Origin of the sequence: Streptomyces marispadix, assembly GCF_022524345.1 — a bacterium.
GTDB lineage: Bacteria > Actinomycetota > Actinomycetes > Streptomycetales > Streptomycetaceae > Streptomyces > Streptomyces marispadix.
The window spans coordinates 2,380,545-2,407,067 of the sequence record NZ_JAKWJU010000002.1 but is presented as its reverse complement, the minus strand read 5'-3'; the positions used below and the strand labels follow the sequence as shown (position 1 = coordinate 2,407,067).

General features: G+C 71.8%; 21 protein-coding genes and 1 pseudogene. 11 read left to right on the top strand and 11 right to left on the bottom strand.

Features of this window, described 5'->3' with window-relative positions:
• Positions 1–136 precede the first annotated feature (136 nt).
• Together MMA15_RS10180 and MMA15_RS10175 are read right to left on the bottom strand one after the other, a co-directional pair.
• The gene (locus MMA15_RS10180) at positions 137–3,655 is read right to left on the bottom strand and encodes a S41 family peptidase (RefSeq protein ID WP_241058788.1); all 3,519 of its coding nucleotides are present in this window, start codon (positions 3,653–3,655) and stop codon (positions 137–139) included.
• Positions 3,656–4,088: 433 nt separating this feature from the next.
• Positions 4,089–4,502 carry an SsgA family sporulation/cell division regulator gene (locus tag MMA15_RS10175; RefSeq protein ID WP_241058787.1) on the bottom strand — a complete coding sequence of 138 codons (414 nt, stop codon included), beginning with the start codon at positions 4,500–4,502 and terminating at the stop codon, positions 4,089–4,091.
• 275 nt (positions 4,503–4,777) lie between these two features.
• Here MMA15_RS10175 and MMA15_RS10170 point away from each other — a divergent pair, with 275 nt between their 5' ends.
• The 4 genes from MMA15_RS10170 to MMA15_RS10155 all read left to right on the top strand — a co-directional run bounded on the left by MMA15_RS10170 (position 4,778) and on the right by MMA15_RS10155 (position 9,187).
• Positions 4,778–6,160 carry an energy-coupling factor ABC transporter permease gene (locus MMA15_RS10170; protein WP_241058786.1) on the top strand — a complete coding sequence of 461 codons (1,383 nt, stop codon included), beginning with the start codon at positions 4,778–4,780 and terminating at the stop codon, positions 6,158–6,160.
• A gap of 1 nt (position 6,161) precedes the next feature.
• Positions 6,162–6,923: a cobalt ECF transporter T component CbiQ gene (gene cbiQ / locus MMA15_RS10165; protein WP_241058785.1), complete on the top strand. Its 762-nt coding sequence runs from the start codon at positions 6,162–6,164 to the stop codon at positions 6,921–6,923.
• 77 nt (positions 6,924–7,000) lie between these two features.
• Positions 7,001–7,798, top strand: a complete 798-nt coding sequence (locus MMA15_RS10160) for an energy-coupling factor ABC transporter ATP-binding protein (RefSeq protein ID WP_241063119.1) — start codon at positions 7,001–7,003, stop codon at positions 7,796–7,798.
• Between the two features lie 48 nt (positions 7,799–7,846).
• Positions 7,847–9,187: a serine hydrolase domain-containing protein gene (locus MMA15_RS10155; RefSeq protein WP_241058784.1), complete on the top strand. Its 1,341-nt coding sequence runs from the start codon at positions 7,847–7,849 to the stop codon at positions 9,185–9,187.
• A 175-nt stretch (positions 9,188–9,362) separates the two neighbouring features.
• On the opposite strand, the gene MMA15_RS10150 is transcribed toward MMA15_RS10155, so the two are convergent.
• Positions 9,363–9,806: an ATP-binding protein gene (locus MMA15_RS10150; RefSeq protein ID WP_277400950.1), complete on the bottom strand. Its 444-nt coding sequence runs from the start codon at positions 9,804–9,806 to the stop codon at positions 9,363–9,365.
• Between the two features lie 213 nt (positions 9,807–10,019).
• On the opposite strand from MMA15_RS10150, the gene MMA15_RS10145 reads away from it, so the two are divergent.
• From MMA15_RS10145 to MMA15_RS10130, 4 genes are all read left to right on the top strand, one after another.
• The gene (locus tag MMA15_RS10145) at positions 10,020–10,901 is read left to right on the top strand and encodes a Sco1979 family transcriptional regulator (RefSeq protein ID WP_241058782.1); all 882 of its coding nucleotides are present in this window, start codon (positions 10,020–10,022) and stop codon (positions 10,899–10,901) included.
• On the top strand, positions 10,898–11,155 hold the full coding sequence (locus MMA15_RS10140) for a DUF397 domain-containing protein (protein WP_241058781.1): 258 nt from the start codon (positions 10,898–10,900) through the stop codon (positions 11,153–11,155). The genes MMA15_RS10145 and MMA15_RS10140 overlap by 4 nt, the downstream gene beginning before the upstream one ends.
• A 233-nt stretch (positions 11,156–11,388) precedes the next feature.
• Entirely contained in the window at positions 11,389–12,207 is an 819-nt protein-coding gene (locus tag MMA15_RS10135) for an SAM-dependent methyltransferase (RefSeq protein WP_241058780.1), read from the top strand.
• Between the two features lie 559 nt (positions 12,208–12,766).
• Positions 12,767–13,576: an SDR family NAD(P)-dependent oxidoreductase gene (locus MMA15_RS10130; RefSeq protein WP_241058779.1), complete on the top strand. Its 810-nt coding sequence runs from the start codon at positions 12,767–12,769 to the stop codon at positions 13,574–13,576.
• A gap of 141 nt (positions 13,577–13,717) precedes the next feature.
• Here MMA15_RS10130 and MMA15_RS10125 read toward each other — a convergent pair whose 3' ends face one another.
• The 3 genes and pseudogenes from MMA15_RS10125 to MMA15_RS28195 form a co-directional block, all read right to left on the bottom strand.
• Complete coding sequence (locus MMA15_RS10125; RefSeq protein WP_241058778.1) at positions 13,718–14,266, bottom strand: flavoprotein; 549 nt, start codon at positions 14,264–14,266, stop codon at positions 13,718–13,720.
• Positions 14,266–15,153, bottom strand: a complete 888-nt coding sequence (locus MMA15_RS28200; protein WP_241063551.1) for a DNA-binding protein — start codon at positions 15,151–15,153, stop codon at positions 14,266–14,268. The genes MMA15_RS10125 and MMA15_RS28200 overlap by 1 nt, the downstream gene beginning before the upstream one ends.
• A 166-nt stretch (positions 15,154–15,319) precedes the next feature.
• Positions 15,320–15,451: pseudogene (locus MMA15_RS28195) on the bottom strand (helix-turn-helix transcriptional regulator); the annotation flags it as partial.
• 152 nt (positions 15,452–15,603) lie between these two features.
• Between MMA15_RS28195 and MMA15_RS10110 the strand changes: the two are divergent.
• Positions 15,604–16,311 carry a hypothetical protein gene (locus tag MMA15_RS10110; RefSeq protein WP_241058777.1) on the top strand — a complete coding sequence of 236 codons (708 nt, stop codon included), beginning with the start codon at positions 15,604–15,606 and terminating at the stop codon, positions 16,309–16,311.
• 15 nt (positions 16,312–16,326) lie between these two features.
• On the opposite strand, the gene MMA15_RS10105 is transcribed toward MMA15_RS10110, so the two are convergent.
• The 5 genes from MMA15_RS10105 to rsmI form a co-directional block, all read right to left on the bottom strand.
• Positions 16,327–17,313 (bottom strand): 4-(cytidine 5'-diphospho)-2-C-methyl-D-erythritol kinase, encoded by a 987-nt coding sequence (locus tag MMA15_RS10105; protein ID WP_241063118.1) that lies wholly within the window; start codon positions 17,311–17,313, stop codon positions 16,327–16,329.
• A gap of 62 nt (positions 17,314–17,375) precedes the next feature.
• Complete coding sequence (gene rsmA, locus MMA15_RS10100; RefSeq protein WP_241063117.1) at positions 17,376–18,230, bottom strand: 16S rRNA (adenine(1518)-N(6)/adenine(1519)-N(6))-dimethyltransferase RsmA; 855 nt, start codon at positions 18,228–18,230, stop codon at positions 17,376–17,378.
• Between the two features lie 125 nt (positions 18,231–18,355).
• Positions 18,356–19,426 (bottom strand): resuscitation-promoting factor, encoded by a 1,071-nt coding sequence (locus MMA15_RS10095; protein WP_372498333.1) that lies wholly within the window; start codon positions 19,424–19,426, stop codon positions 18,356–18,358.
• An 885-nt stretch (positions 19,427–20,311) separates the two neighbouring features.
• Positions 20,312–21,154, bottom strand: a complete 843-nt coding sequence (locus MMA15_RS10090) for a TatD family hydrolase (protein WP_241058776.1) — start codon at positions 21,152–21,154, stop codon at positions 20,312–20,314.
• 224 nt (positions 21,155–21,378) lie between these two features.
• Entirely contained in the window at positions 21,379–22,230 is an 852-nt protein-coding gene (gene rsmI / locus MMA15_RS10085; RefSeq protein WP_241058775.1) for a 16S rRNA (cytidine(1402)-2'-O)-methyltransferase, read from the bottom strand.
• Positions 22,231–22,441: 211 nt separating this feature from the next.
• Between rsmI and MMA15_RS10080 the strand changes: the two genes are divergently transcribed.
• Both MMA15_RS10080 and MMA15_RS10075 read left to right on the top strand, forming a co-directional pair.
• On the top strand, positions 22,442–24,376 hold the full coding sequence (locus tag MMA15_RS10080) for a dolichyl-phosphate-mannose--protein mannosyltransferase (RefSeq protein ID WP_241058774.1): 1,935 nt from the start codon (positions 22,442–22,444) through the stop codon (positions 24,374–24,376).
• 366 nt (positions 24,377–24,742) lie between these two features.
• Positions 24,743–26,392, top strand: a complete 1,650-nt coding sequence (locus MMA15_RS10075; protein WP_241058773.1) for a penicillin-binding transpeptidase domain-containing protein — start codon at positions 24,743–24,745, stop codon at positions 26,390–26,392.
• Positions 26,393–26,523 lie beyond the last annotated feature (131 nt).

Sequence of the window (26,523 nt, the reverse complement as noted above, 5' to 3'; positions counted from 1 at the left end):
CGAAGCCGAGGGGCACGTCCGACGGGCGCGCCCCTCGCTCTCGTTCGCCGCCCCCGGCTCAACTGCCCGAGGGCAGCGCCCCGTTCACCTTCGCGGCGGCAGCGTCCGAATCAGCCTCGCGGCGGCAGCCACCGATTCAGCCTCGCGGCGGCAGCGAAGGGCGGCTCAGATCCGGCACCCGCGCATAGTCCGGCGGGACGGCCGCCGGGTGGCGTTCCAGCAGTTCGAGGGCGGTCCGTACGGCCTTCTCCAGCACCGACGGACGGCCCTCCGCCCAGTCCACCGGCGAACGCACCGCCTCGATGTCCGGTGCGATGCCGTGGTTCTCCACCGACCATCCGTACGCGTCGAACCAGGCGGCGTGCATCGGCACCGTGATGGTCGTCCCGTCCACGAGCCGGTGTCGTCCCGTCACACCGACCACGCCGCCCCAGGTGCGGGCGCCGACCACCGGTCCCAGGCCGAGCAGCCGGAACGCCGCGGTGATCATGTCCCCGTCGGAGGAGGTCATCTCGTCGGCGAGCGCGACGATCGGGCCGCGTGGCGCGTTGCCCGCGTAGCTGACGGGCTGTGCGTCGCGTGTGAGGTCCCAGCCGAGGATGGTGCGGGTCAGCGTCTCGACCACCAGCTCGCTGATGTGCCCTCCCGCGTTGCCCCGTACGTCGATGAGCAGGGCGGGACGGGACACCTCCATCCGCAGATCCCGGTTGAACTGGGCCCAGCCCGAGCCGCCCATGTCCGGGATGTGCAGATAGCCGCACCGCCCGTCGCTCAGCTCCCTTACGACCTCCCGCCGTCGCGCGACCCAGTCCTGGTAGCGAAGGGCACGGTCGTCCACGAGCGGGAGCACGGCCACCCGGCGCGTGGGCCGCCCGTCTCGGTACAGCTCCGGCTCGGGCCCCGGCTCTGACTCCGGCTGGGCGATGCCGAGTTCGACGGTCGTGCCGCCCGCGGCGGCCAGCAGCGGCCACGGCCCGGCCACCGGGTCGACCTTCCGGCCGTCGACGTGGGTGAGCACCGCGCCTTCCCGTACGCCCGTGCCCGCGAGCGGCGAACGCGCCTTGGAGTCGGAGGAGTCGCCCGGCAGGATGCGCTGGAGGTGCCATTCCCCGGACGGCGTGCGCGCGAGGTCGGCGCCGAGCAGCCCGATGGGCCGCTGGTAGTGGGACGGGCCTTCGTCGCGCCGCGCGGGCACGACGTCGGCGTGCGAGGTGCCCAGTTCGCCGAGGATCTCGCGCAGCAGGTCGGCGAACTCGTCAGGCGACGCCACCCGGCGCACCAGCGGACGGTACTGGTCGAGTACGGCCGCCCAGTCGATGCCGCACATCCGCGGCTCCCAGAAGTACGCCCGCACGATGCGGCCCGCTTCCTCGTACGCCTGCCGCCACTCGGCGGCCGGATCGACGTCGTGCAGCACGCGCCGCAGGTCGATCCACGTCGTCGTCTCCTCCTCGGCGACTTCGGCGGCGGGCACCGCCCGCAGTTCGCCGTCGTCGTTGACGACGAGCCTCGTACCGTCGCCGCTGAGCGAGAACCAGTCGACGTCCTCGCTGAGTTCGGTGAGCTTCGCCGTCGCCGGGTCGAAGTGCTCCAGAGTCGGGCGGCCCGAGGTGTCGGCCGGATTGGCGAACGTCTCGCCGAGCGCTCCCGAGATCGGATAGCGCAGCCAGATCAGCCCGCCACCGCTCACCGGCGCCAGCGCCGAGTACTTGGAGGCCGTGACCGGGAAGGGCGTCACCCTGCTGGCCAGCCCCTCCGCCTCCACCAGAACGGGGCCTTCCTCGCCACCGGGGTACGGGGTCTCCTCGCCGCCGGCGGGCACGGGGTCGAGACCGCCCGCTGCCGGACGTCCCTCGGGGGAGAGCGCGAAGGGGGAGGGGGTCGCGCTCGACAGCGGTACGAGATACGGGCGGCAGCCCAGCGGGAACGACAGATCGCCGGTGTGCACGTCGTAGACGGGGTCGAAGCCGCGCCAGGAGAGGAACGCCAGATAGCGGCCGTCCCGGGTGAAGACCGGCTGCTCGTCCTCGAAGCGGCCGTCGGTGACGTCGATTCGGGTACGGGGCTCGCCGGCGCCTCGGGACTCGTCGAGCCTGGCGATCTTGATGTGGCTGAGGGAACGGCCGACGCCCGGGTGCGCCCAGGTCAGCCAGCGGGAGTCCGGGGAGAAGGACAGATCGTGCACGGGCCCGTTGCCGGAACGGACCAGCTCCTCGACGACCGGGTCCGCGGCTCCTGTCCCGGACCCGGCCCCCGTCTCGGCGGTTCCTTCCCCCGCGTCCGGTCCGGACTCCTCGCCGCCCTCTTCCACATCGAGCAGCAGCAGCCGCCCGTCGTGCGACGCGACCGCCAGCGTCCGCCCGTCGGGCGACGCGGCCAACTCGCGGACGCGCCCCAGCAGTCCCGTCGCGATCCGCCGCGGCGGGTACGTACGCGTCGCCCGAGGCAGGTCCTGGATCTCGACGGCGTCCTCGCCTTCCGCATCCGTCACGTATGCGACCTTCCCGGTGCCGCCGAGCATGACCGGCATCCGTACACGCACACCCGGGGTGTCGGCGACCGCACGTGCCGGGCCGTCCCGGTGCGTGAGCCAGTAGAGGCTGCCGCGTACGCACACCGCGCTGGCGCGTCCGGTCGTGTCCACGGCGAGCGCGTCGAGATTCGCCGCGGCCGGGATCTGGTAGGGGCGGCGCCCGGTGCGCGGGCCGCCCAGCGTGACGTTCAGACGCCGCGGACTCCCGGACGGTGAGAAGTCGTCGACGAGCCACAGATCGCCTCCGCACTGGTAGACGACGCGGTGGCCGTCGGTCGAGGCGTTGCGGGCGTAGAAGTCCTCGTGATCGGTGTGACGCCGCAGATCGGTGCCGTCGGGGCGGCAGGAGTAGAGATTGCCGACGCCCTCGTGGTCGGAGAGGAAGGCGATGCGCGCGTCGTGCCCCACGAACATCACCGAGTCGAGGTGGCCCTCCAACTCCGGCAGCAGCCGCTCGCCGTGCAGCCACAGCCGCCCGGTGGCGCCGCCCCGGTAGCGCTTCCAGGACGCGGGATCGTGCGGGGGCTTGCCCGTCAGCAGCAGCGTGCGGCGTGCGCCGTCGAGTTCGGCGACCGCGATGTCCGCCACGGGTCCCCAGGGGAGGCGGCTGCCGGGGCTGCCGTCGGTGGGAAGGCGGTACGACCAGGTCCGGTAATGGAACGGCTGCTCGTGCGAGGAGACGGCCAGCACGTCTCCCTCCGGCGTCCAGCCGCACACTCGCGCCTGCGGGGCGCCCCAGTACGTCATACGGCGGGCGGTGCCGCCGTCCACGGGAACGAGATGGACCTCAGGGTCCAGGCTCCGCCACGAGGTGAAGGCGATCCGTCCACCGTCAGGCGAGAACCGTGGACAGCTCACACGGGTGCGATCGGCGGTCAGCCGCCAGGCACGGCCCCGGTCCCCTCCGTCGTGGCCTTGGCTCCGGTGCCCTCCGTCGTGGCCTTGGCTCCGGTCCCCTCCGCTGTTGTCTCTGCTCCGGTCCCCTCCGCCACCCGGACCGGTGCCGCCGTCCCCCGGAGCCAGCGGTGCGACCCATACGTCGTCCTCCGCGACGAAGCACACCAGGTCGCCGCTGAGATGGGGAAAGCGCAGATAGGGGCGGTGAGCGGCGTCCTCAGTCACGGCGGCCCCCTGCCGGTAGCCGTCTCCGGCCCCCAGTCCGGTTCCAGGCCCTGCACTCGCCGCCCGGTGGCGAGGTGTCCGCACCCGCCGACATGGGCCGTGCCCGTGGTACGGCTGCCGTACGGGACGGCGGCAGCGACGGCGGCGGATCGTGACGTATGGCCATGACTGCCATGGTTCGAGCAGGTTCGCGGGGCGGCAACTCGTGGACCTCGGTGGCACACGCGAGCAGTGGAAGCCGAGCAGGGAACAGCCGAGACGAGCCGGGACCGGACGCGCCGCGCACCCGCCCCGTAAACGCAGCCCCGTCACCTCAGCCCGGTAGACACAGCCCTCCCAGGCCGTCGACGCGACTCGCGGTCGCGCTCCCGACCGCGCTCCCGACCGCGCTCCTTCGACCGCGCTCTTCGGCCGGGCCCTTCGGCCGGACCCCTCAGACCCCGCGCAGCAGCGCGGCCAGACCCGTCTCCACGTCCGCGTCCCCGTGCTCCTGTCCCGCCGCGACCACGTCGTACGTACGGAGCAGGAAGTAGCGCAGATCCGCGCTGTCGAACTCGACGACGGCGACGCCCTCCTCGGAGAGAAGTTCGATCACGGTGCGGGACCCGTCCCGCGGCCATACGTGGACGTCTCCCTCTCCCGCCGGGCCGTGAAGCCCCGCGTCGAGCAGCTCGCGGGCGAAGGCCCAGGCGACCTCCGCTCCGTCGAGGGAGGCGTCGGCGGGGAAGACGAGGCGGACGGCGAGCGGGTCCGCGTCGTCGTAGCGAAGTGCGGCGCTCAGTTCCCTGGTCGTGTGCGGATCGGCGATGAGGCGGGCCTGCACGGTGTGATCGAAGACTGCGGACATCCTCTGCTCCTATGTCGTCGGGGCGGCCCCGGCCGCTCAACTCCGTGTTGCCCTTTCCACCTGACAGACGCACGGGGATGGGCCGGAGTCACCGGAAAAACAGGGTGAGGTGTGCCACAGGCTGCCCCGTTCCGGCCTCTCGTGAACACCGTGAGGCTCTCGGGCATTTCCAGCGAGACGGGCGCTCTTGCAATCGGTTTGCAGTAAGGCCCTATCATCGAACGGTTGTCTATCGGCCGCAACCAGCCGGCCGTCCCGAGAAGCGGAGTGGCGTCATGCATGTGCCCGACGGATTCATCAACGCCCCCGTGTCCGTCGCCGCCGGTGTCGTCGCGGCGGGCGCGGTCGCGGTCTCGTTGCGCGGTGCGCGCCGTGAACTCGGCGGCGCGACGGCCGAGTTCACGGCAGGTACGGCCGACGGTCCGGGCCGCGCGGGTGCGGCGGACAGGCCACGCAGAGGCGGACCCCCGGCCGTGGCAGCGCCCATGGGCGGCGAGCGCACGGCGCCGCTCGCGGGGCTCGTCGCGGCGTTCATCTTCGCGGTGCAGATGCTCAACTTCCCCGTCGCGGCGGGCACCAGCGGCCATCTGCTGGGCGGAGCGCTGGCCGCGATACTCGTCGGCCCGTACACGGGTCTGCTGTGCGTCTCCGTCGTACTTCTCATGCAGGGCGTGCTGTTCGCGGACGGGGGCCTGACCGCGCTCGGCGTGAACATCGTCGACATGGGCGTCGTGACGGTGCCCGTCGCGTATCTGGTCTTCCGGCTGCTGCTGCGCGTACTGCCGCGCGGCCGTGGGGCGATCACCGGCGCCTCGTTCGCCGCGGCGCTGGTCTCGGTGCCTGCCGCCGCCGTCGCCTTCACCGGGCTCTACGCGCTCGGCGGCACCGCCGACGTCGAACTGGCCAGGGTCTTCGCCGCGATGACGGGCGTACATGTGCTGATCGGCATCGGCGAGGCGGCGATCACGGCTGCCACGGTCGGTGCGGTCGTCGCCGTGCGTCCCGATCTCGTGTACGGGGCAAGGGACTTCGCGGTACGGCCGCTTCAGTTCCGTACGGCGGCGGTGGCGACTCCGGGCGGAGGGACGGTCCGCCACGGGGCGGAGCAGACGGACGAGCCGGAAGCGGAGGCGTCCGCGTCCGGAAAGGAGCCCGCGGGCGAGTCCGAGGCGGCCCATCCGGCGCGGTCCGAATCGGAGCGCGAAAACACGTTCACGCCGGGGCATGGATCTGCTGCCGCGCCTGCTTCTGCTTCGGTGCGCCCGTCCGAGCATCGACCCGTCGGCGCCTCGTCTGCCCCCGCCTCGTCTGTCTCCGCGCCGCGCCGTCCCAACAGGGGTCTGTGGATCGGTGGCATGGCCGCCACCGTGATCTGCGCGGGCGTCGTCAGCTTCTACGCATCCGGCAGCCCTGACGGCCTGGAGAAGGTGGCCGCCGACCACGGCATCGACAAGAAGGCCGAGGACCACGCCGCCAAGGACTCGCCGCTGGCCGACTACGGAGTGGAGAGCATCGCCGACCCCCGCCTCTCGGGCGGTCTCGCGGGCGTCATCGGCGCCGGTGCGACCCTCGCGGTCGGCAGCAGCGTCTTCGTGGCCGTGCGCCGCCGCCGGGAGGCCGCCGGGCCCCGCGCCGGCTCCGGTCGAGAGCCGGTCTGACATGGGCGCGGGCCACGCACACAAGCTCTATCTGCACGGCGCCTCACCGGTGCACGCGCTTCCGGCGCACTGCAAACTCGCCGCCGTCGTCTGCTTCGTACTCGCCGTCGTCTCCACTCCGCGCGAGGCGGTGTGGGCATTCGGGCTGTACGCGGTGCTGCTCGCGGCGGTCGCCGGCGCCGCCCGCGTCCCTTACGGGCATCTGCTCAAACGGATGCTGATCGAGGTGCCGTTCGTGGCGTTCGCGGTGCTGATGCCGTTCGTGGCGCGCGGCCCGTACACCGAGATGGCGGGAGTGACCCTGTCCTCGCAGGGGCTGTGGGCCGCCTGGAACATCCTCGCCAAGGGGACCCTGGGCGTCGCCGCCTCCGTGCTGCTCGCCTCGACCACGGAGCTTCGCGAACTCCTGCTGGGAATGCAGCGGTTGAGACTGCCGCCGCTGCTCGTGCAGATCGCGTCGTTCATGATCCGCTACGGCGACGTCATCGCCGACGAGATGCGCAGAATGCGGATCGCGCGCCTGTCCCGGGGCTTCAGCGCACGCGGCATACGGCAGTGGGGCGTGCTGGCGAAGTCCGCCGGAGCGCTCTTCATCCGCTCCTACGAACGCGGCGAGCGCGTCCATCTCGCCATGGTGAGCCGTGGTTACACGGGAACGATGCCCGTCGTCGACGAGGTGGCCGCGACGCGCGCCCAGTGGACGGGGGCCGCGCTGCTCCCGTTCGCGGCGCTGGTGGTCTGCCTGATGGGATGGGCACTGTGAACGGCGACAGTACGAGCACGAGTACGGGCACGGGCGCCGATACGGCCGCGGGCGCGGGCACGAGGACGGGCGGGGGCATGGACGTGGACACGAGCGCGGAAGCGGGCGGCGGCCCCTCCGCGGTCCCGCCCTCCCTGCATGTCTCCGGGCTCGCCTACGCGTACCCCGACGGCCACCAGGCCCTGTACGGCGTCGACTTGACCGTGGAACGGGGCGAACGCGTCGCCCTGCTCGGTCCCAACGGCGCGGGCAAGACCACGCTCGTGCTCCACCTCAACGGCATCCTCACCGCGGGCGCGGGCTCCGTGACCGTCGCCGGACTGCCCGTGGCGCCGAAGCATCTCGCGGAGATACGCCGCCGGGTCGGCATCGTCTTCCAGGACCCCGACGACCAGCTCTTCATGCCGACCGTGCGCGAGGACGTCGCCTTCGGGCCCGCCAACGAGGGTCTGCGCGGCGGCGAGTTGGCGGCACGCGTGGACGACGCGCTCGCCATGGTCGGGATGGAGGCGTACGCCGACCGTCCGCCGCACCACCTCTCCTTCGGGCAGCGCCGCAGGGTCGCCGTCGCCACGGTGCTGGCCATGCGGCCGGAGATACTCGTACTCGACGAGCCGTCCTCGAATCTGGACCCGGCCTCGCGCCGCGAACTGGCGGATATCCTCCGTCGGCTCGATGTGACGGTGCTGATGGTCACGCACGACCTTCCGTACGCACTCCAGCTCTGCCCGCGTTCGGTCGTGCTGAGCGACGGCGTCCTGGTCGCCGACGGGAGCACACAGCAACTCCTGTGCGACGAGGAGCTGTTGGCCGCGCACCGGCTGGAGCTGCCGTTCGGCTTCGACCCCGGCTCGGTGAGCGTCCCACAGCGATAGCACCATGGGCGGTGCACGTACGACGGCACGAGGGGGACGGGCAGAGGCGTGAAGGCTCCGGACGCTGAGAACGCGGTGGACGTCAACGGCACCGTGGCGGACGGCTATGAGGCCGTGAGGGACGCCTTCGCGTCGAACTTCGCCGAGCGTGGCGACACCGGCGCCGCCCTCGCCGTGCACCGCGACGGGCGCCCCGTCGTGGATCTCTGGGCGGGCACGCGGAACTCCCCGAACCCCCGGAACTCCCCTGCGGACGACCAGGAGACGGGCGCGGAGGACCCCCAGGACGACCACGAGACCGGGGACCTCTGGCGGGAGGGGACGGCCGCGGTCGTGCGTTCCGTCTCCAAGGGGCCCGCGGCTGCCGTTCTCCATCTGCTGCACCAGCGCGGGCAGTTGGACCTCGACGCCCCCGTGGCCACGTACTGGCCGGAGTTCAAGTCCAACGGCAAGGAGCGCCTGCTGGTGCGGCATGTGCTGGCCCATCGCGCGGGCCTTCCGGCGCTCGACGCCCCGCTCACCGTCGCACAGGCCACCGACGGGGTCAGCGGGCCCTCCGCGCTCGTGGCACAGGCCCCGCTGTGGGAGCCGGGCACCGACCACGGCTATCACCCGCACACCTTCGGCTGGCTCGTCGCCGAGCTGGTGCGGCGTGCCACGGGGCGGCCGTTCGGGCGCTGGTTCGCGGAGGAGATCGCACGGCCGCTGGGCCTGAGCATGTGGTTCGGAATCCCCGCCACACCCGAAGTGCCGGACGGAGGCGTCGACTTGGCGCGTCTGACGGAGGTGCCCACGCCCGAGCCCTCTCCGGCCGCCGGTCTGCGGCTGCGGCCCAAGGCGGCCGTGACGGAGGCGTATCGCGATCCCGCGTCCCTCACCCGGCGGGCCTTCGACTGCGCCGGTCCGCGCCCTTACGAGAACGATCCGAGCTGGCTCGCGGCCGGACTGCCCAGCGCGGGCTGTGTGGCGACCGCCCGTTCCCTCTCACGCTTCTACGCCGCGCTGATCGGCCGGGTCGATCCGCCTGCGGGAACGGGCACACCGGCCGCCGGCGCTCCCGCAGGACGCCGGCACGCTCGCGGACTCACGGGCGGCGGACGGCTGTTCACACCCGCAACGCTGACTCAGGCGCGCTCCCAGGAGTCGAGCGGTCCCGACCGGGTGCTGGTCGTCAACTCCCGCTTCGGGCTGGGATTCATGCTCCACGGGCCGGGTGCGCCGATGCTCGCCCCCGGCTCCTTCGGCCATCCGGGACGCGGCGGTTCGCTGGCGTTCGCCGATCCGGAGTCCGGCACGGCCTTCGCGTACGTCACCGCGGCCATGCAGCGCTCCGTCACCTCGGACCCACGTGCCCACGCGCTCGTACGGGCGCTGCGCGCCTGTCTGTGAGCGACGGCCGCGCAGGTCCGGCAGGTCGGCACGAACGTCCGACAGGTCAGGCAACAGGCCCTGGAAGCCCGGGACTTGGGGCCGGGCGACCCTGGCGGGAAGCCTGGACGGCCCGGCGGATGGCCCGGCCGTGACATGCTTCCGCGGCGGCCCGCTCGGCCCTTGAGCACTTCGGCTAGTCGGTCAGATGCGCCCACACCGCGCTGCCCCGCGTGACGGGCGAGACCGCCACGCCCCAGCGCACCGACAGCGTCTCGACGATGTACAGCCCCCGGCCGCACTCCTTCTCGGCCGTGGGCGCACGCCGCTGCGGCGCGCGGCTGCTGGTGTCGTCGTCGTGGACCTCGATCCGTACGCCGTCGTACGGGCAGTAGGACGCGGCGCACACGATCCAGTCGCTGTCGGTGTGGGTGACGGCGTTGGTCACCAACTCCGAGAGCACGAGGGCAGCTTGCTCGCGTAAATCGGACGAGGCACCCCGGCGGCCGAGCCAACGGTCCATCGCGTGCCGGACCCGGGGGACGCTGACGTCCTCGGCCGGGAGCCGGAGCGCGTGTGAATCCGTTCGCGCGGCGGACGGAGGGCGCTGAGGGCGGTGATGCGTGGGGGGCACGCTCATGGGGAGCACGGCCTCACTATGAGTGCTGCGGTCTTCAACTCGCAAGCTTCCTTCTGATAATTTCAGAGTGAAGGCGCAATGAGGCGGCTGGAGTTGACGCATCGGCAGAGGCTCTGGCATGCCCACGGCGGCTGCCGTGAAGCCGGCCCGGCCGGCGGCGGTTCGCTGCCCGCAACGACCGGCGACGGTGCCGGTACCCGGGGAGGTGAGGGCGTGACCGATGCACTTCCGAGCGGTTCCAGTGCTCCGACGGTGCTGCGCATCATCCTCGGCAAGCGCCTGAAGGAGCTGCGTGAGCGTTCCGGTCTGCGCCTGGACGGCGCCGCGAAGGCGCTGCGCGTCAACCATCTGACGATCAGGCGGATGGAGAACGCCCAGGTCGGCCTCAAAGTCCCTTACGTCAAGGAGCTGTTGAGGCTCTACGGCGTGAGCGACGCCGAGGTCGCCGAGTTCATAGGCATGGCGGAGCGCGCCAACCGGCCGGGCTGGTGGTATCCCTTCCGCGACGCCCTGCCCGACTGGTTCCGCGCATACGTGAGCCTGGAGACCGACGCGGAGGTCATCCGCGTCTACGAACCCCACTATGTGACCGGGCTGTTGCAGACCCGGGACTACGCCCGCGCCGTCATCGGCGCCGGATTCCCCAACGACGACGAGGAGTCGCTGGAGCACCGCGTCGATCTGCGAGTGCGTAGGCAGGAGTTGCTGGAGCGCGAGGACGCGCCCACGCTCTGGGTCGTGCTGGAGGAGACCGCGCTGCGCCGCGAGGTGGGCTCGCCCGCGGTGATGAGCGCACAGCTCGACAGGCTCCTCGAAGTCTCCGAACTGCCCAACGTCACCTTGCGCATCGTGCCGCTGTCCGCCGGGCCGCATCCCGGCACGGGCGGCCATGTGACCTACTTCCGGTTCGCCGAACGGGAGTTGCAGGACATCGTCTACACCGAGGTCGGGCTGACCAGCGCGGTCTATCTGGACCAGAGGCCCGATGTGGTCACGCATCTGGAGGCGCTCACGCGCGTCTCGCTGCTGGCCGCGGAACACGTGCCGGATCCCCGGACGTATATGAGCAATCTGCGTAAGGAGTTCGACAAATGACCCTTGAAGCTCGCGGCGGTCACCACGTCCGCAACGGCATGCCCGCGCGTGAACTGGGCACCGAGGGCTGGCACAAGCCGTGGAGCGGCCAGAACGGGGGCGCCTGCGTCGAGGCGAAGCGTCTTCCCGACGGCTGTGTCGCGCTCCGTCAGTCGACCGACCCGGACAGCCCCGCCCTGCTGTACTCGGCGCACGGAATGAGCGCGTTCATCGAGGCGGCCAAGACCGGCGGAGCCGACTTCCTCACAAGCTGACCTCCCGGCGGCCCGACGGCCGTCGTGAGCCGCGGATTTCGGGTGCCCGCCCTTATGCCAGCAGCCGGCGGGCACCCGGCCAGGCCCTCGCCCGGCAGGGCGTGGGCGCACCACACGCACCACACGCACCACCGACCGTCCCCTCGACCACCGACCAACCGGCCGGCCGGCGGGGAAGCACTTTCGCCGTGTGCTCTCCCCGCCGGCCTCATACGGCAGAAATGGGATGACCGATGACCATGCCCGGCAGGCCAGAAATCGACACGAGCAGGCCGCACTCGGCCCGGATGTACGACTACTACCTGGGCGGCAAGGACTGGTATCCCGTCGACGAGGAGGCCGCGGAGAAGGTCCTTCAGGTCTGCCCCCAGATCCGCCGCACCGCGGAGACCAACCGCTCGTTCATGCACCGTGCGACGCGCACGCTGGCCGCCGAGTACGGCGTACGCCAGTTCGTCGACATCGGGACGGGCATCCCCACACCGCCCAACCTCCACCAGGTCGCGCAGGAGGTCGCTCCCGACGCCCGCGTCGTCTACGCCGACCACGACGCGACGGTGCTGGAGTACGCACACGTCCTGATGCGCAGCACCTCCGAGGGCCGCACCGCATACATAAGCGCCGACGTGCGCGAGGACCCCATACTCGACTCCCCTCAGCTCCGTGAGGTCATCGACCTGGACCAGCCGGTGGCCCTTTCCCTTGTGGCGCTGCTCCACTTCGTCCCGGACGACTACGGGCCGTACGAGATCGTGGGCGGCCTGCTGGAGAAGCTGGCACCGGGAAGCTTCCTGGTGCTCAGCCACTGCACCAACGACTTCGACCCGGTGGCCTGGCAGGGCGTGAAGAAGGTGTACGACGCGGGCGGCACCACCGTCCAGTTCCGCACCAGGCAGGAGGTCGAGCGCTTCTTCGACGGTCTCGAACTGATCGATCCGCAGGTGACGGCGGCTCACGACTGGCGACCCGACGAACCCGTCGAAGTCACCGGCGAGGAGGCCGAGTTGCTCCGCAGCGCCGCCCTGTACGCGGGGGTGGGAAGGAAGCCGTGAACCTTCCACTCCGGCAGGGGGCCGAGCCCGGACAGGGCGGACCGAGACCGACCGCGCATCAGCTCCGGATGGCGCAGGTCCGCGCGGACGCGACGGGGGAGCCCCTCTCCCGTGTGCTGTCGGTGTTCATGGGCGCGGGCCGCTACGGCGAGCAGCCCGCGGCCTTCGCCGCGGGGCCCGAAGCGGTGCTCGCCGCCGGCCCGGTTGATACGTCCGGCCCGCCGGGTCCGGCAGCCCCGGCGGGCCAGGACACCGGCCGGACCGAGCAACACGGGGAGACCGGGGAGACTGGGGAGGCCGGGGAGGCGGGAACTGGCCCCCGTGATTTCCCTCCTCGGAGTCCGCGGCCGGCGCGGGGCCGTCGGCGAGGACGGCCACTGACGGGGCACGGCGCGGCAGTCGCCGCCGGGCGCCGTCGACTGCGACCGAGCGGGCACCGAGCACTGCCCGTCCCGTGCCCGTCCCCGTGCCTGGGTCCCTCCCGTGCCCGGGTCTGTCCCCGTGCCTGCACCGTTCCGTAGCCGCAACGTCGACGTATCCGCGGCGGTAGCCTCGCCCGATGAGGCGATTCGAGGGCTACGCGGCGTTCGTCACGGGCGCGGGACAGGGGATCGGGGCCGCCGTCTCCCGGCGGCTGGCGGACGAGGGCGCCCGAGTGACGGTGACCGACCTCGATCCCGCGCGGGCCGAACGCACGGCTGACGCGATCCGCGACGCAGGCGGCACGGCGCTCCCGCTCGCCTGCGACGTAGGCGACCGGCGAGCGGTGGAGGACGCGGTGGCGGAGGCCGTACGGAACTTCGGCGGCCTGGACGTGCTCGTCAACAACGCCTACTCCTGCAACCCGGACGCCGAACTGCTGGAGGACGAGCCGGACGAACTCTGGGCACGCGACCTGGACATCACACTCACCGGCGCCTTCCGCTGCGCACGTGCCGCGATGCCGTGTCTGGCGGCGGCCGGCGGACGCGGCGCGATCGTCAACATCGGTTCCGTGAACGGCATTCAGGACTTCGGCAACCACGCGTACAGCGCCGCCAAGGCCGGTCTCGCGAGTCTCACCCGCACGCTCGCGGGAGACGGCGGAGCACGAGGCGTACGCGTCAACCTCGTCGCCCCGGGGACCGTGCACACCGGTGCCTGGGCAGGGCGGGAAGAGGCGCTGGAACGGGCCGCCGGGCTCTATCCGCTGGGCCGGGTCGGACGACCCGAGGACATCGCGGCGGCGGTGGCCTTCCTGGCGTCCGCGGACGCGGAGTGGATCACCGGTGTCACGCTTCCCGTCGACGGTGGCGTCACCGCCGTCAACTCCGGCTTCCAGCAGGCGATGAGCGCCCCGGAGGGGGCACGGGGGCGCGAGAGCCACTGACGCCGGTCTGGGATCGTTGCTCCGCTGGTGGAGGCGTCGGGAGTTGGCGGGACTCCTCGGGCCACCCGGATACTTGCAGGCTCGCCCCAACTGGCTCCGCTGTTCCGCAGGGTTCGGGCAGTGCGCAGGCACGGGTGGCACTCAGGGCCGTCCCATAGACGTGCCGGGACTCAGATGCAGTGAGTCCAGCGCCAGTCGCCACGGGAAACCGGCGCTCTCCCCCTGCTTGGGCGGGTGGGGCTCGCCCGGCCCGAACAGCACGTGGACACCCTGCTCGCGAAGCGTGTTGACGGCTCGCGCGACAGCGGGCTGTGCGCCGAGCGCTGTCGACCAGAACGGCATCACCACCACCGGCACCCCGAGATGCACTGCCTCGGCGGGGATTCCCAACGCGACGGTGTCGGTGATCCCTGCGGCCCACTTGCACGCCGACGTGGTGGTCAGCGGTGCCACCACCATCGCGTCCGCTTTCGGCAGACCGCCCGACTCGCCGGGCCCGGTGTACCGGGACCGGACCGGATGCCCGGTCAACTCCTCCAACTCGGCACGGCGGTCCGCCCACCAGGTCGCGGCGGTCGGCGACAGGATGAGGCACACATCCCACCCGGCAGCCTGCGCCTGCCGTACGCCGTCATCAATGTGCTGCGCCGGACCTGCGGCGGTCGCGATGAGGTAGAGCACGCGCGTCATCACACTGGGAGTCCACAACGCCGCGCGAGTCCGGTCAACTCCGGTCCCGGCGACGGAATGAGCTCGACGAGTTCTCCTACGAGCTTGGTCACGGCGGGGCGCCTGACCTCTTCCGGCGCAAGGCGTTCCGCCTCCAGCAGATCCCTGACCGCATTGTCGCGGCTGCGTGTCATGGCTCGGGCGCGTGCAGTGGTGACGAGATGTCGCGCTCGCCGTTCCCTGCCCAACGCACCGACGGCCTGCGGCGTGATGCGCTGGGCCGCCTCGACAGCGGACCAGGCGTCGTCGAGGCGCAGCAGCACGTCGACCTCATGCAGAGCAACGTTCGTGGGGCCGAAACTCGTGAAGTCCGCGCCTTTCTCGCCCTGTTGATCGGCTACCTCCGCCGCTTCCGCGAGTCTTTCCTCCGCTACTGCGACGCACCGAGGTGACCGGTCCTCGTTGCTGGTCCCCACAGCGGCGACGAGATACAGCATGCCGAGCGTGGACAGACCTGCGACACCGGATCGTTCGAGGTCATCGCGGAGCTCTGTCGCAGTCGATGTCGCGTACTCCGCGGCAGCCGTGTGCCGCTGCTGATGCATCAGGCCGCGGGCGACTCGACGTGCAGCAGCGCCGATGGCGACCGGATCGCCGGATGCGTTGGCTGCGGTGAGCGCACGGTCCGCGGCGAGAACTGCGGGTACACGGGCGAGAGTCCCGTACTTGAACAGCAGGCTTGCCGCGAGCTGATAGGCCCGGGACAGCAGCAGACCACCTTCGGGGCTGTCCGCAGCCGTGGCGTGGGCGTCTGCAATGACGCCGGGGAGGTCTCGTGCGGCGGCGGCGTAATGGGTGCTTGCCCATGCCTGACAGCAGTATTCGACACGACGCCGGAGATGGCGCACGGGGACGGTGTTGCCGGCTCCCGGGCGCGTGGAGTGAGTCAGCGAGATCCGCGACAGCAGGCGGGAGTGCGGCGGCTGCCGGGGCGGTGGGGGTGTCGGCCACGAGTCGTTCCAGGGGGAGGCGGAGTACGTCGGCAGCCCGAGCGAGGACGGACAGCCGTGGGTCAGATTGCCGCTGCCCGCCTTCGAGGTCTTGGACCCACCTGCGTGACTGTCCCATGAGGCGTCCGAAGTCGGACTGTGTCAGCCCGCGTCGGTCGCGCCAGTAGGCGATGCGGCGGCCGACGCCAGTGTCCATCTCAACTCCCGCACCGGTGCACGCACTTTGCGTGCTCATTTCGGTTGTACCCCGCTCTACGGTGCTTCGCAAATACGGCACGTGACCAAGCAGTGTTCCCCGCGCAGCTCAAGAATGTCGGCCTGGTTTGTGACGAAGAGAAGGAAGTTCGCATGTCTGTCGAGTCCGCCCGCGCCCGTTTGCGTACGTGGGGGCCGCGTCGGATGCCGGTGCCGTATGTGGCGGCCTGGAGCGGTGAAGTGGGCGGCACCGGCCGTAACTTGACCGTCCGAGCCGACGGAAGCGGACTGTGCTATCGGGATGAGACGCCCGCGGACCGGGACCAGCACGGCGTGCTGTGGGCACGGACGCGACGGGCCGCCGGGGTAGGACGCCCCAACTACGGTCATCAGCACCCCATTCGGCAGCGGCAGGCGATGCGTGCGCTGCTGTGCCAGGTCTGCGGAGGGCCCGCAAGCCGAACGTCCCGCGGCTGGCTGTTCCTGATGCCGAACCAGGAAGCATCCGAAGGCGGCGGCACCGTCTTCGACGGGCGCGACATCTGGTGCACCAAGCCGCCCGTCTGCCAACCCTGCGTCCCGCAGGCGATCGCCCACTGCCCGCACCTGAAGAATCCCGTCACCCTGCGATCCCGCCGCCCCCGCATCTGGGGCGTCTACGGCGACCAGTACGCACCCGGCGACGGCGGCCGGGGTCTCACCTGTCTCGAAACCGACGCGTACCTGCCGTACGGCCAACTCCCCAACGCCGCACGCTGGTTCCTCGCCACGCAACTCGTCCTCGAACTCACCCGCTGCACCGCCGAACCACTCCCCGGCACCACCAGCAACACTCCCGGCACCGTCGGCACCTACTCATGAGCGCAATGCAGTTGCTCAGGCCGGGAGCAGCCGGGCGCCCGGCGCCGGTGCGGTGGTGGTCCGTGCCGAGCGGCAGTGGCCGGACTCCTCCAGCGCGGCGGCGATCCTCGCCGCCGACCCCGCGTCCCCGGCGAGGAACGCGCACGTCGGCCCCGAGCCGGAGACCAGAGCCGCGAGCGCGCCTGCGGCCGTGCCCGTCTTGAGGGTGTCGCTCAGCGACGGACGTAGCGAAACGGCCGCCGCCTGAAGGTCGTTGGACACCGCGGCGGCCAGGGCCTCCGCGTCGCCCGAGCGCAGCGCGTCCAGCAGCAGCGCCGACGGACGCGGCTCCGGCACGGAGTCGACGTCCGCGCCCGTGCCCGCGGCCTCGCGGAGCCTGTCGCACTCCCGGTAGACCGCCGGGGTGGAGAGGCCTCCGTCCGCGAGGGCGAACACCCAGTGGAAGGTCCCCCCGGTCTCCAGCGGCGTCAGCAGCTCGCCACGGCCCTGGCCCAGCGCCGCCCCGCCGACCAGCGAGAACGGCACGTCGGAACCCAACTCCGCGCACATCGCGCGCAGTTCGTCCTGCGGCGTGTGCGTGCCCCACAGCGCGTCGCACGCCAGCAGCGCGCCCGCGGCGTCGGCGCTGCCGCCCGCCATGCCGCCCGCCACCGGGATGTCCTTCGTAATGTGCAGCCGTACGCGCGGCTCGCGCCCGTGCCGTTCGGCGAGCAGCCGGGCCGCACGCACTGCGAGATTGCTCTCGTCCAGCGGCACGTGCGCGGCGTCCCGGCCGGAGACCGTCAACCGGACGCCGTGGCCGCAGTCCTGGCGCCCGGTGCCGTCGCCTTCGGCGCTGCCGTCGTCCCGGCCGTCGCCGTGACTGGCCGTGACCTCGTCGTAGAGACCCACGGCGAGGAAGACGTTGGCGAGTCCGTGGAAGCCGTCGGGGCGCAGACCGCCCACCGCGAGCTGGACGTTGACCTTCGCGGGCACCCGTGCGGTGGCGCTGTCCCCGGCCACGCGCCCCCGGGAGGCGTTCGCCGGGTACGGGCCGCCGGCCCCGGTCACCTTCGCGCTCTCACTCACGCGGCGTTCTCCTTGTGCTTCATGCCCTGCTCCGCGATCGCGGCGAACTCGTCGACCGTCAGCTCCTCCCCGCGCGCACGCGGCGATACCCCGGCCCCCGTCAGCGCCTCCTCGGCCGCCGCCGCCGAGCCCGCCCACCGCGAGAGCGCCGAACGCAGCGTCTTGCGGCGTTGCGCGAACGCCGCGTCCACCACGGCGAACACAGCCTCCCGCGTGGCACTGGTGTGTGGCGGATCACGCCGTACGAACGACACCAGACCGGAGTCGACGTTGGGCGCGGGCCAGAAGACGTTGCGGCCGATCGCGCCCGCCCGCCGCACCTCGCAGTACCAGGACGCCTTGACCGAAGGCACACCGTAGACCCTCGAACCGGGCGCCGCCGCAAGCCTGTCGGCGACCTCGGACTGCACCATCACCAGGCCGTGCCGCAGCGTCGGGAACGACGCGAGCATGTGCAGCAGCACCGGAACGGCCACGTTGTAGGGGAGATTGGCGACCAGCGCGGTCGGCGGCGGCCCGGGAAGGTCCGTCACGTCCATCGCGTCCGCGTGTACGAGCGCGAACTGCCGTGCCCGGTGGGGCAGTCGGGCCTCGACGGTGGCCGTGAGACCCCCTGCGAGGGCGTCGTCGACCTCCACGGCCACGACGCGGTCCGCGCTCTGGAGCAGCGCGAGCGTCAGCGAGCCGAGACCGGGGCCGACTTCCAGTACGACGTCGTCGGCGTCGACGCCGGCCGTACGCACGATCCTGCGCACGGTGTTCGCGTCGATGACGAAGTTCTGACCGCGCTGCTTGGTCGGCCGTACGCCCAGCGTCGCGGCGAGGTCGCGGATGTCGGCGGCGCCAAGCAGGAGATCGGCGGCGTCCGGCCCGGCAGGTCCGCCCTCGCGCTCGCGGTCGCCCTCGTGCCCGCTCTCGCGTCCGGCGTCGCCTTCGGCGTCGCGCTCACGCTCTCGGTCGGGCTCGTCGGCTGCGGTCACCGCGACAGTTTACGGCCGCAGTACGGCCAGGGACTCGCCCCCTTGGAGACGTAAAGCTTCTTCGCCCGGTATGTCTGCTCCTGCGCCGTGGCCTCCTGGGGACGGCCGCCGCCGCCCAGGCTCCGCCATGTCGGGGCGTCGAGCTGGTAGAGCCCGCCGTGACGGCCGGAGGAGTCCACCGCGCGGGGCCGCCCGCCCGACTCGCACCGCGCCAGCGCCGTCCAGTCGAGATGGTCGGCCCCGGGAACGGAGCGCGACAGCGGAAGCGTCCCCACCCGCACGATCTGCTTACGGGGGCGCCGCAGCACCTCGACGGCGATGCGGCGGGGCTTCTCCCGTACGCCGTTGACCGTGCGCAGCCGGTAGGTGACCCGGCGCAGACCCGTGCGGCCGGCACGCGCCACGACCTCGGTGCCCTCCGGCAGCCCCGGGTCCGCGTGCCGCACCGTCTTGAACGGGATGCGTTCCTCCTTGACCTTCTCGCTGCCGGTGATCCTCATGACCGTGACGGTCTGCCCGTCCCGGGGGAAGCTGTCCATCGGCGCGGACGTGGTGTCCAGACCGTCCAGTTCGATGCCGGCCTCCGTGAGCGCTTCGAGGACCGAACCGGCGTTGGTGCGTACGGACTTCTCATGGCCGTCCGCGAGGAAGGTCACGGTGCGCTGGGTGCGGACCTCCAGAGTGAGCCCCGTTCTGGGGATGTCCGCGCTCGGCGCGAGCGACAGTGCGGCACCCCGGGTCCGTACTCCCATGCGCCGCAGCGCGTCGTGCACGGTGCGCTCCGTGGTCCATACGCGGCGGCGCGTGCCGTCGAGGGTGAGGTCGAGCGGACGACCGTGACTGAAGGAGATCTCGTCGCCGTCGGCCAACTGGCGCCTCGGAGACGGGCCGACGCTGTCGTGTGCGCCGAGGTCGAGGTCTTCCTCGGCGAGCAGTTCACCGACGTCGTCCGCGAAGGTGTGAAGCGTGCGGGGAGTGCCGTCGACGGTCAGCTCGACCTCCTTGTCGTATGCGACGAAGGCGGAGGTCCCGCCCGCCAGGAACGCCACGACGAGCGCCTGCGGCACCAACCGCCGCAGCACCTCGGGCCGTTGGGCGGCCCTGCGGGCACGGCTGCGGTCGCGGGCAGCACGGCGTACGGCCGCGCGGCCACCCTCAGGGGGCCTGTCCTGGGCGAGTTGCTCGGGGGAGAGCGAAGTCCGCGGTGTGTGCGGATCGTGGGGGTCATGCGGACCGTGCGGGGCGTACGGACCGTGCGGGGTGTACGGAGGCGGCGAAGCCGGCGCGGGCGCAGGCGAGGAGGACCAGTGCGGTGGGGGAGCCGGTGCCGGTGGGGCGGGCCGTGCGTGGCGCGGCGGCGGCACACGCGGGGGGATCGGGGCGCGCACCGGCACGGGGCCCATCACCGGCTGCCGGAACGGCGGCTGCATGGACTGCGGCCCCACGGGCCGCGGTCGGGACGGCGGTTGCGACGGCGGCTGCGTGCGGCCTCGCGTATCCGGCGTCGCAGGCGACGTCTGCGGGAACGATGTCTGTGGAAACGGTCTCTGCGGGGACGCCGCCTGCGGAAACGGCGTCTGCGGCGGCCCGTAGGCACGATGACGCCCGTGCCCCGGCGCGGCCCCGTACCCCGGCGGTACGTAGGGGACGTACGAACTCCCGGGCGCAGTACGGAGGTTGAGGCCCCGGCGGTCGTCGTACCCCCGCTCGGGCGGGCGCGGTGACGACTGCGGCGTCCGCGACGGCTCGGTCCGTCCCCCGTGCGCACCGCGTCCCCCACGGTGCACCGTGCGACGACTCCCCTGCGTCTGGCTCAACAAGCGCTCCAAGGTCCGGCGGGATGTCGCGCGGACTGTAACCGGAGGGCTGCTCACTCTCCAAAGTCGATTGACCACTAAGAGTGTTCAAGGATGGATTCCTGGACGGCCGGGGGGACTCACGAGGGGCTGCTGTCAATAACCGAAGGCGCGGGCGGTGTTGGCGGCCACGTGCTCTGCCAGCGAGTCTTCCGTCATCCCCTTCGTCTCGGCCATGGCCCGCAGCGTGACCGGAACGAGGTAGGGGGCGTTAGGCCGTCCGCGGTACGGGGCGGGCGTCAGGAACGGTGCGTCCGTCTCCACGAGGACGAGTTCGGGAGGCGCGACGGCGAGCGCGTCGCGCAGCGGCCGGGCGTTCTTGAAGGTCACGTTCCCCGCGAAGGACATGAACCAGCCCCTCGACGCGCACAGTTGAGCCATCTCCGCGTCGCCGGAGAAGCAGTGGAAGACGGTACGCTCCGGTGCGCCCTCCTCGTCCAGGACGCGCAGCACGTCGGCGTGTGCCTCGCGGTCGTGGATGACGAGTGCGCGGTCCTGCCGCTTGGCGATGGCGATGTGCGAGCGGAACGAGTACTGCTGCGAGGCGATCCCGTCCTCTCCCGTACGGAAGTAGTCGAGCCCCGTCTCGCCTACGGCGAGCACCTGCGGCAGTGCGGCGAGCTTCTCGATCTCAGCGAGGGACGAGTCCAGTTCGCCGCGTTCGGCGGCACGCGGGGCCTCGTTGGGGTGCAGGGCCACCGCTGCGTGCACGGCCTGATGAGCGGCGGCGGTCTCGGCCGCCCAACGGGAACGCTCCAGATCGCAGCCGACCTGTACGAGCGTGCCGACGCCCACCGATGCCGCCGCCGACAGCGCCTCCTCGACGGACGGCTCCTGCATGTCGAGGTGCGTGTGCGAGTCGGCGACGGGGATGCGAAGCGGCTCGGGCAGCGGTGGCGCGGGCTGCGGCTTCTGCTGCCGCTGCGTGGAGGTCGGCATGCCGCCGATCCTAGGCGGCGGGCACTGCCGGTCCGGGCCCCGGCCCTCGGCTTAGAAGTCCGGGCCCCGGCCCTCGGCCCCGAAGCCCGCGCTCCGGCCCTCGGGCGCCGCTTCTCGCGCCCGTCGCGGCCACGCGGCCCCAACTCGGCGTCCGGCGGCCCCGGTTCGGCGCACCTCCGACGCCCGCGGCGGCCCCGGCACACCCGCGGCGTCCCCGGGACCGGCTACCCGCCGCCCGCGTTCTTCGCCGCCACCACCGCGTCGAAGACCTCCCGCTTCGGCAGGCCCGCCTGCTGCGCCACCGCCGCGATGGCCTCCTTGCGGCGCTCCCCGGCCTCCTCGCGTACCGCGACCCGGCGAACCAGCTCGTCCCGGTCCACCTGCTCGCCGTCACCGTCGGCCGCGCCCCGGACCACGACCGTGATCTCGCCTCGTACGCCGTCGGCCGCCCACCCGGCCAGGTCCGCCAGCGGCCCGCGCCTGACCTCCTCGTACGTCTTGGTCAGTTCGCGGCACACCGCCGCGGGCCGCTCTCCGCCGAAGGTCTCCGCCATCTCCCGCAGCGTCTCCGCGAGGCGCCGCGGCGACTCGAAGTACACCAGCGTGCGCCGCTCGTCCGCCGCCTCGCGCAGGCGCGCACGGCGTTCGCCGCCCTTGCGGGGGAGGAAGCCCTCGAAGCAGAACCTGTCCACGGGCAGACCCGACACCGCCAGCGCCGTCAGCACCGCCGACGGGCCGGGTACGGCCGTGACCCCGGCGCCCCGCTCGACGGCCGCCGCCACGAGCCGGTAGCCGGGGTCGGAGACCGACGGCATGCCCGCGTCCGTCACCAGCAGCACACGCGAGCCCGACTCGAGCGCATCGGCCAACTCGGCCGTACGCGCTGCCTCGTTGCCCTCGAAGTACGACACCACCCGGCCCCGCGGACGCACGCCGAGCGACTGCGTCAGCCGCCTCAGCCGCCGGGTGTCCTCGGCGGCGACGATGTCCGCGCCCTCCAGTTCGCGGGCGAGGCGCGGCGGCGCGTCCGCGACGTCCCCGATGGGTGTTCCGGCCAGTACGAGCGTCCCTGTCACGGGCCCATCCTCGCAGGGGGCGTGATGCTCGCTACGCCTCCGCCCACCGGGGACCGCCCCCGGCCGGGGCCCAGCCCGAAGTCATGGGGGAGGCGGCACGCAGCCTGGCCGGTCGCCGTATCGAAGCCTCCCCCGGGCCGCCCCCGCGATCTCCGCGCATGATTGCGCGGACTTCGCGTGCTCGCACTCACGCACCGGACCGTTCCCTACCATGGGCCCGGTGACGACCAGCGACACCGCGGCGGAGAGCCCCAGCCGACCCGCGCAGCCCCAGGAACCCCTGCCCGACTGGCAGGTCCGCCTGCGCCGCTTCGGTTATGCGGGACGTCGCCGCGTCGGCACCCGCGAGCGTCTGGTCCCGCCGTTCCCCGGCCCGGATCTGCGGGTCGGCGCCGCCTTCGGACTCTCACCGCTGGCCGCTGCCCGGCTCTCCCGCTGGTCCGCGTGGGGCGCTCCGCTGCTGGTCGCACTCGTCGCGGGCGTGCTCCGCTTCTGGAAGCTGGGCTCGCCGCACGCCGTGATATTCGACGAGACGTACTACGCGAAGGACGCCTGGTCCCTCTATCAGTACGGCTACGAGGGAAGCTGGCCCGACAAGGCCAACGACCAGATCCTGGCCCCGCATCCGAAGATCCCGCTCTCCCCTGACGGTGCCTACGTCGTCCACCCGCCCGCCGGGAAATGGATCATCGGTCTGGGGGAGTCGCTCTTCGGCCTCGATCCCTTCGGCTGGCGCTTCATGACGGCCCTGCTCGGCACCCTGTCGGTGCTGATGCTCTGCCGCATCGGCCGACGGCTTTTCCGCTCGACGGCGCTCGGCTGCCTCGCCGGGGCGCTGATGGCGGTGGACGGGCTTCACTTCGTGATGAGCCGCACGGCACTGCTCGACCTGGTGCTGATGTTCTGGGTGCTGGCGGCCTTCGGCTGTCTGCTGCTGGACCGAGACCGCACCAGAGCGAAGCTGGCGGACGCGCTGCCCCCTGACGGTTCCGCGCCCTCTCCGGAAGATCCGCCTCCGGACGGTTCGGCCGTGGACCCTGCCGCCGTGAGGGCGGGCACGCTCTCGTGGGCAAGCGGCAGCGGCAGCGGCAGCGGCAACGGCAGCGGCCCGCCGGGCGCCACCGCGGCCGCGCCGCTCACAACCCACGCGCCTGCGACGCCCTCCGCGTCCGCCGCCCCTCCCGCTTCCACTCCCGTACGCCCCGACCCGGGAATCGGCGCCCGCATCCGCTTCGGACTCCGCCCCTGGCGGCTGGCCGCCGGACTCTGCCTCGGCATCGGCTGCGCCACCAAGTGGAACGGCCTCTACATCCTCGCCGCCTTCGGCCTGCTGACCGTCCTGTGGGACATGGGCGCCCGCCGCACCGCCGGAGCCCCCCGCCCCTTCGCGGCGATGCTCCGCCGCGACTCACTCCCGGCGTTCGCCTCCACGGTGGCCGTCGCCGTCGGTACGTATCTCGTGTCCTGGACCGGCTGGTTCGCCACCTCCGGCGGCTACTTCCGCGACTGGGCCGAGAAGGACGGCGCGGGCGGCCCGTGGGGCTGGCTGCCCGGACCGCTGCGCAGCCTGTGGCACTACGAGTCGGAGGTGTACGACTTCCATGTCGGCCTGACCTCCGGCCACACCTACGAGTCCAACCCGTGGAGCTGGCTGATCCTGGGCCGCCCCGTCTCGTACTTCTACGAGTCGCCCAAGGCGGGCCACGACGGCTGCACCGCACAGGGCGAGGGCTGCGCGCGTGAAGTGCTCGCGCTGGGCACGCCGTTGCTGTGGTGGGCGGCCTGCTTCGCGGTGGTGTACGCGCTCTACCGCTGGCTGCTGCGCCGCGACTGGCGCGCGGGCGCCGTGCTGTGCGGCGTGGCCGCGGGCTATCTGCCGTGGTTCATGTACCAGGAGCGCACGATCTTCCTCTTCTACGCGGTTGTCTTCGTCCCGTTCCTCTGCCTCGCGCTCGCCATGATGATCGGCGCGCTGGCGGGGCCGCCGGGCGTGGGCGAGCGCAGACGCACCGCCGGAATCGTCGCCTCGGGCGTGCTGGTGCTGCTCATCGTGTGGAACTTCGTCTATTTCTGGCCGATCTACACGGGGCAGACGCTCCCCATGGACGCATGGCGCAATCGCATGTGGTTCGAGACGTGGATCTGAATCCCCGTTTTCAATCCGTGCGGGATGTCAGCGACCGCCGTGACCCCGGTGAATCCTGAACGAAACCAGAGTGACGTCCCAGTGAAGCCGCGCGGCGTGCCGTCAGCGGCCGCATCGCGGGCCGGGGGCCCAATTGCCGCCCGAACCGGGGGATTTGAGCCGTCACGGACTGGACACAAAAGGGGTTCGCGTAAGGTTCCGCTACGCGTTACTCCCCCTGAACCGGTGATTATTCGAATCGGCATCCCGTCCATATGCTCCCTAACGGGGATACCGGGGGCACGTGATGTTGCGCGCGTGCTCTAGGGTGCCTCGCACAGGTCCTCGGCCGCGTGGCCGAGTCGGGGTGGAGGGGCAGATTCTCAGATGCGTGACACACAGAAGATGGCGCTGATCGGTGGCGCCGCGGCAGTCGTCGTCGGCGCGACCGGCTTCGGCGTGTACGCACTCGTCGGAGGTGACGGCAGCGAAGGCAGCAACAACAGCGTGACCTCGGCCGACGGCAAGGGCGGTAAGAAGGCCGACCCGGGCCCGCCCAGCGCCGCCGAGGTTCGTACGACCGCGAAGCGCTTTCTGACCGCCTGGTCGTCCGGCGACGCGAGGAAGGCCGCGGCACTCACCGACGACAAGGCTCAGGCGGCCGAAGCCCTGAAGGGTTTCCAGGACGAGGCGCACATCGCCAAGGTGAAGATTTCGCAGGATTCCGCTTCCGGCGCCACGGTGCCGTTCGGCGTGAACGCGCAGATCTCCTACGCACAGCAGACTTCCGCCTGGTCCTACCCCTCTTCGCTGAAGGTCGTACGGGAGAAGAAGACGGGCGACCCGGTCGTCGACTGGAAGCCGTCGGTGCTGTACCCGAAGCTCAAGGAAGGCCAGTCCGTCAAGACGGGCAAGGCGGGCACCCCGCCCATCAAGGCCGTCGACCGCAACGGCGCCGCGCTGACCAAGGAAGAGCACCCGGCGCTCGGGTCGATCCTCGACGACCTCCGCAAGCGTTACGGCGACAAGACCGACGGCACCCCGGGCGTCGAGACCCGCATCGTCGACGCCAAGGGCGAGGACACCGGCACCACGCTGCGCACCCTGTCGAAGGGCAAGCCCGGCACGCTGAAGACCACCCTCGACAAGGACATGCAGATCGCCGCCGAGCAGTCCGTGAAGGGCAAGCCGAAGGCGTCCGCCGTGGCGCTCCAGCCGAGCACCGGCGAGGTGCGCGCCGTCGCCAACTCGCCCGCCGACAGCGCCTACAACAGCGCCATCCGCGGCTCCTTCGCGCCGGGTTCCACGATGAAGGTCATCAGCGCCGAGATGCTGCTCGACAAGGGCCTCGCGTCGCCGGACAAGCCCCACCCGTGCCCCAAGTTCGTGGAGTACGGCGGCTGGAAGTTCCAGAACGACGACAAGTTCGAGATCAAGAACGGGACGTTCGCGCAGAGCTTCGCCCGTTCCTGCAACACCGCCTTCATCAGCCAGGCCAAGGAACTCCAGGACGGCGACCTCAGCAAGGAGGCCTCCGACGTCTTCGGCATCGGCAAGAACTGGCAGGTGGGCACCGGCACCTTCGACGGCAGCGTGCCCGTCCAGTCGGACGCGCAGATGGCCGCGTCCCTCATCGGGCAGGGCAGCGTGCGGATGAACCCGCTGAACATGGCGTCGGTCGCCGCGACGGTGCAGAGCGGCACCTTCAAGCAGCCGGTCATCGTCTCGCCGAAGCTGGACGACCGTCCGATCGCGAAGGCCGCCCGCAGCATGAAGCCCGAGGTCAACACCCAGCTCAAGGGCCTGATGAAGCTGACGGCCAACAGCGGTACGGCCGCTGAGCCGATGGCCGGGCTCGGCGGAGACGTCGGCGCCAAGACCGGCTCGGCGGAGGTCGACGGGCAGAAGAAGCCCAACGCCTGGTTCACCGCGTACAACGGCGACGTGGCCGCGGCGGCCGTCGTACCCGCTTCCGGGCACGGCAACGAGAACGCCGGCCCGGTCGTACGGAAGATCCTCGACGCGGCCGCAGGCTGACCGGCAACCGGCAACCGGCAACCGGCAACCGGCAACCGGCAAGCAGCGCAAGCGCATTGCGAACGGTGCCTCCCGGCGCCTTCCGGAACACTCCGGACGGGCGCGGGAGGCACCGCTCGTTTTCCGTGCGT

Excerpts from the sequence above, each read along its gene's own strand:
- MMA15_RS10175 (WP_241058787.1), bottom strand. The coding sequence starts at position 4,502 with ATGTCCGCAGTCTTCGATCACACCGTGCAGGCCCGCCTCATCGCCGAT.
- MMA15_RS10170 (WP_241058786.1), top strand. The coding sequence starts at position 4,778 with ATGCATGTGCCCGACGGATTCATCAACGCCCCCGTGTCCGTCGCCGCC.
- cbiQ (WP_241058785.1), top strand. The coding sequence starts at position 6,162 with ATGGGCGCGGGCCACGCACACAAGCTCTATCTGCACGGCGCCTCACCG.
- MMA15_RS10160 (WP_241063119.1), top strand. The coding sequence starts at position 7,001 with ATGGACGTGGACACGAGCGCGGAAGCGGGCGGCGGCCCCTCCGCGGTC.
- MMA15_RS10150 (WP_277400950.1), bottom strand. The coding sequence starts at position 9,806 with ATGAGCGTGCCCCCCACGCATCACCGCCCTCAGCGCCCTCCGTCCGCC.
- MMA15_RS10140 (WP_241058781.1), top strand. The coding sequence starts at position 10,898 with ATGACCCTTGAAGCTCGCGGCGGTCACCACGTCCGCAACGGCATGCCC.
- MMA15_RS10135 (WP_241058780.1), top strand. The coding sequence starts at position 11,389 with ATGACCATGCCCGGCAGGCCAGAAATCGACACGAGCAGGCCGCACTCG.
- MMA15_RS10130 (WP_241058779.1), top strand. The coding sequence starts at position 12,767 with ATGAGGCGATTCGAGGGCTACGCGGCGTTCGTCACGGGCGCGGGACAG.
- MMA15_RS10125 (WP_241058778.1), bottom strand. The coding sequence starts at position 14,266 with ATGACGCGCGTGCTCTACCTCATCGCGACCGCCGCAGGTCCGGCGCAG.
- MMA15_RS10110 (WP_241058777.1), top strand. The coding sequence starts at position 15,604 with ATGTCTGTCGAGTCCGCCCGCGCCCGTTTGCGTACGTGGGGGCCGCGT.
- MMA15_RS10090 (WP_241058776.1), bottom strand. The coding sequence starts at position 21,154 with ATGCCGACCTCCACGCAGCGGCAGCAGAAGCCGCAGCCCGCGCCACCG.
- MMA15_RS10080 (WP_241058774.1), top strand. The coding sequence starts at position 22,442 with ATGGGCCCGGTGACGACCAGCGACACCGCGGCGGAGAGCCCCAGCCGA.
- MMA15_RS10075 (WP_241058773.1), top strand. The coding sequence starts at position 24,743 with ATGCGTGACACACAGAAGATGGCGCTGATCGGTGGCGCCGCGGCAGTC.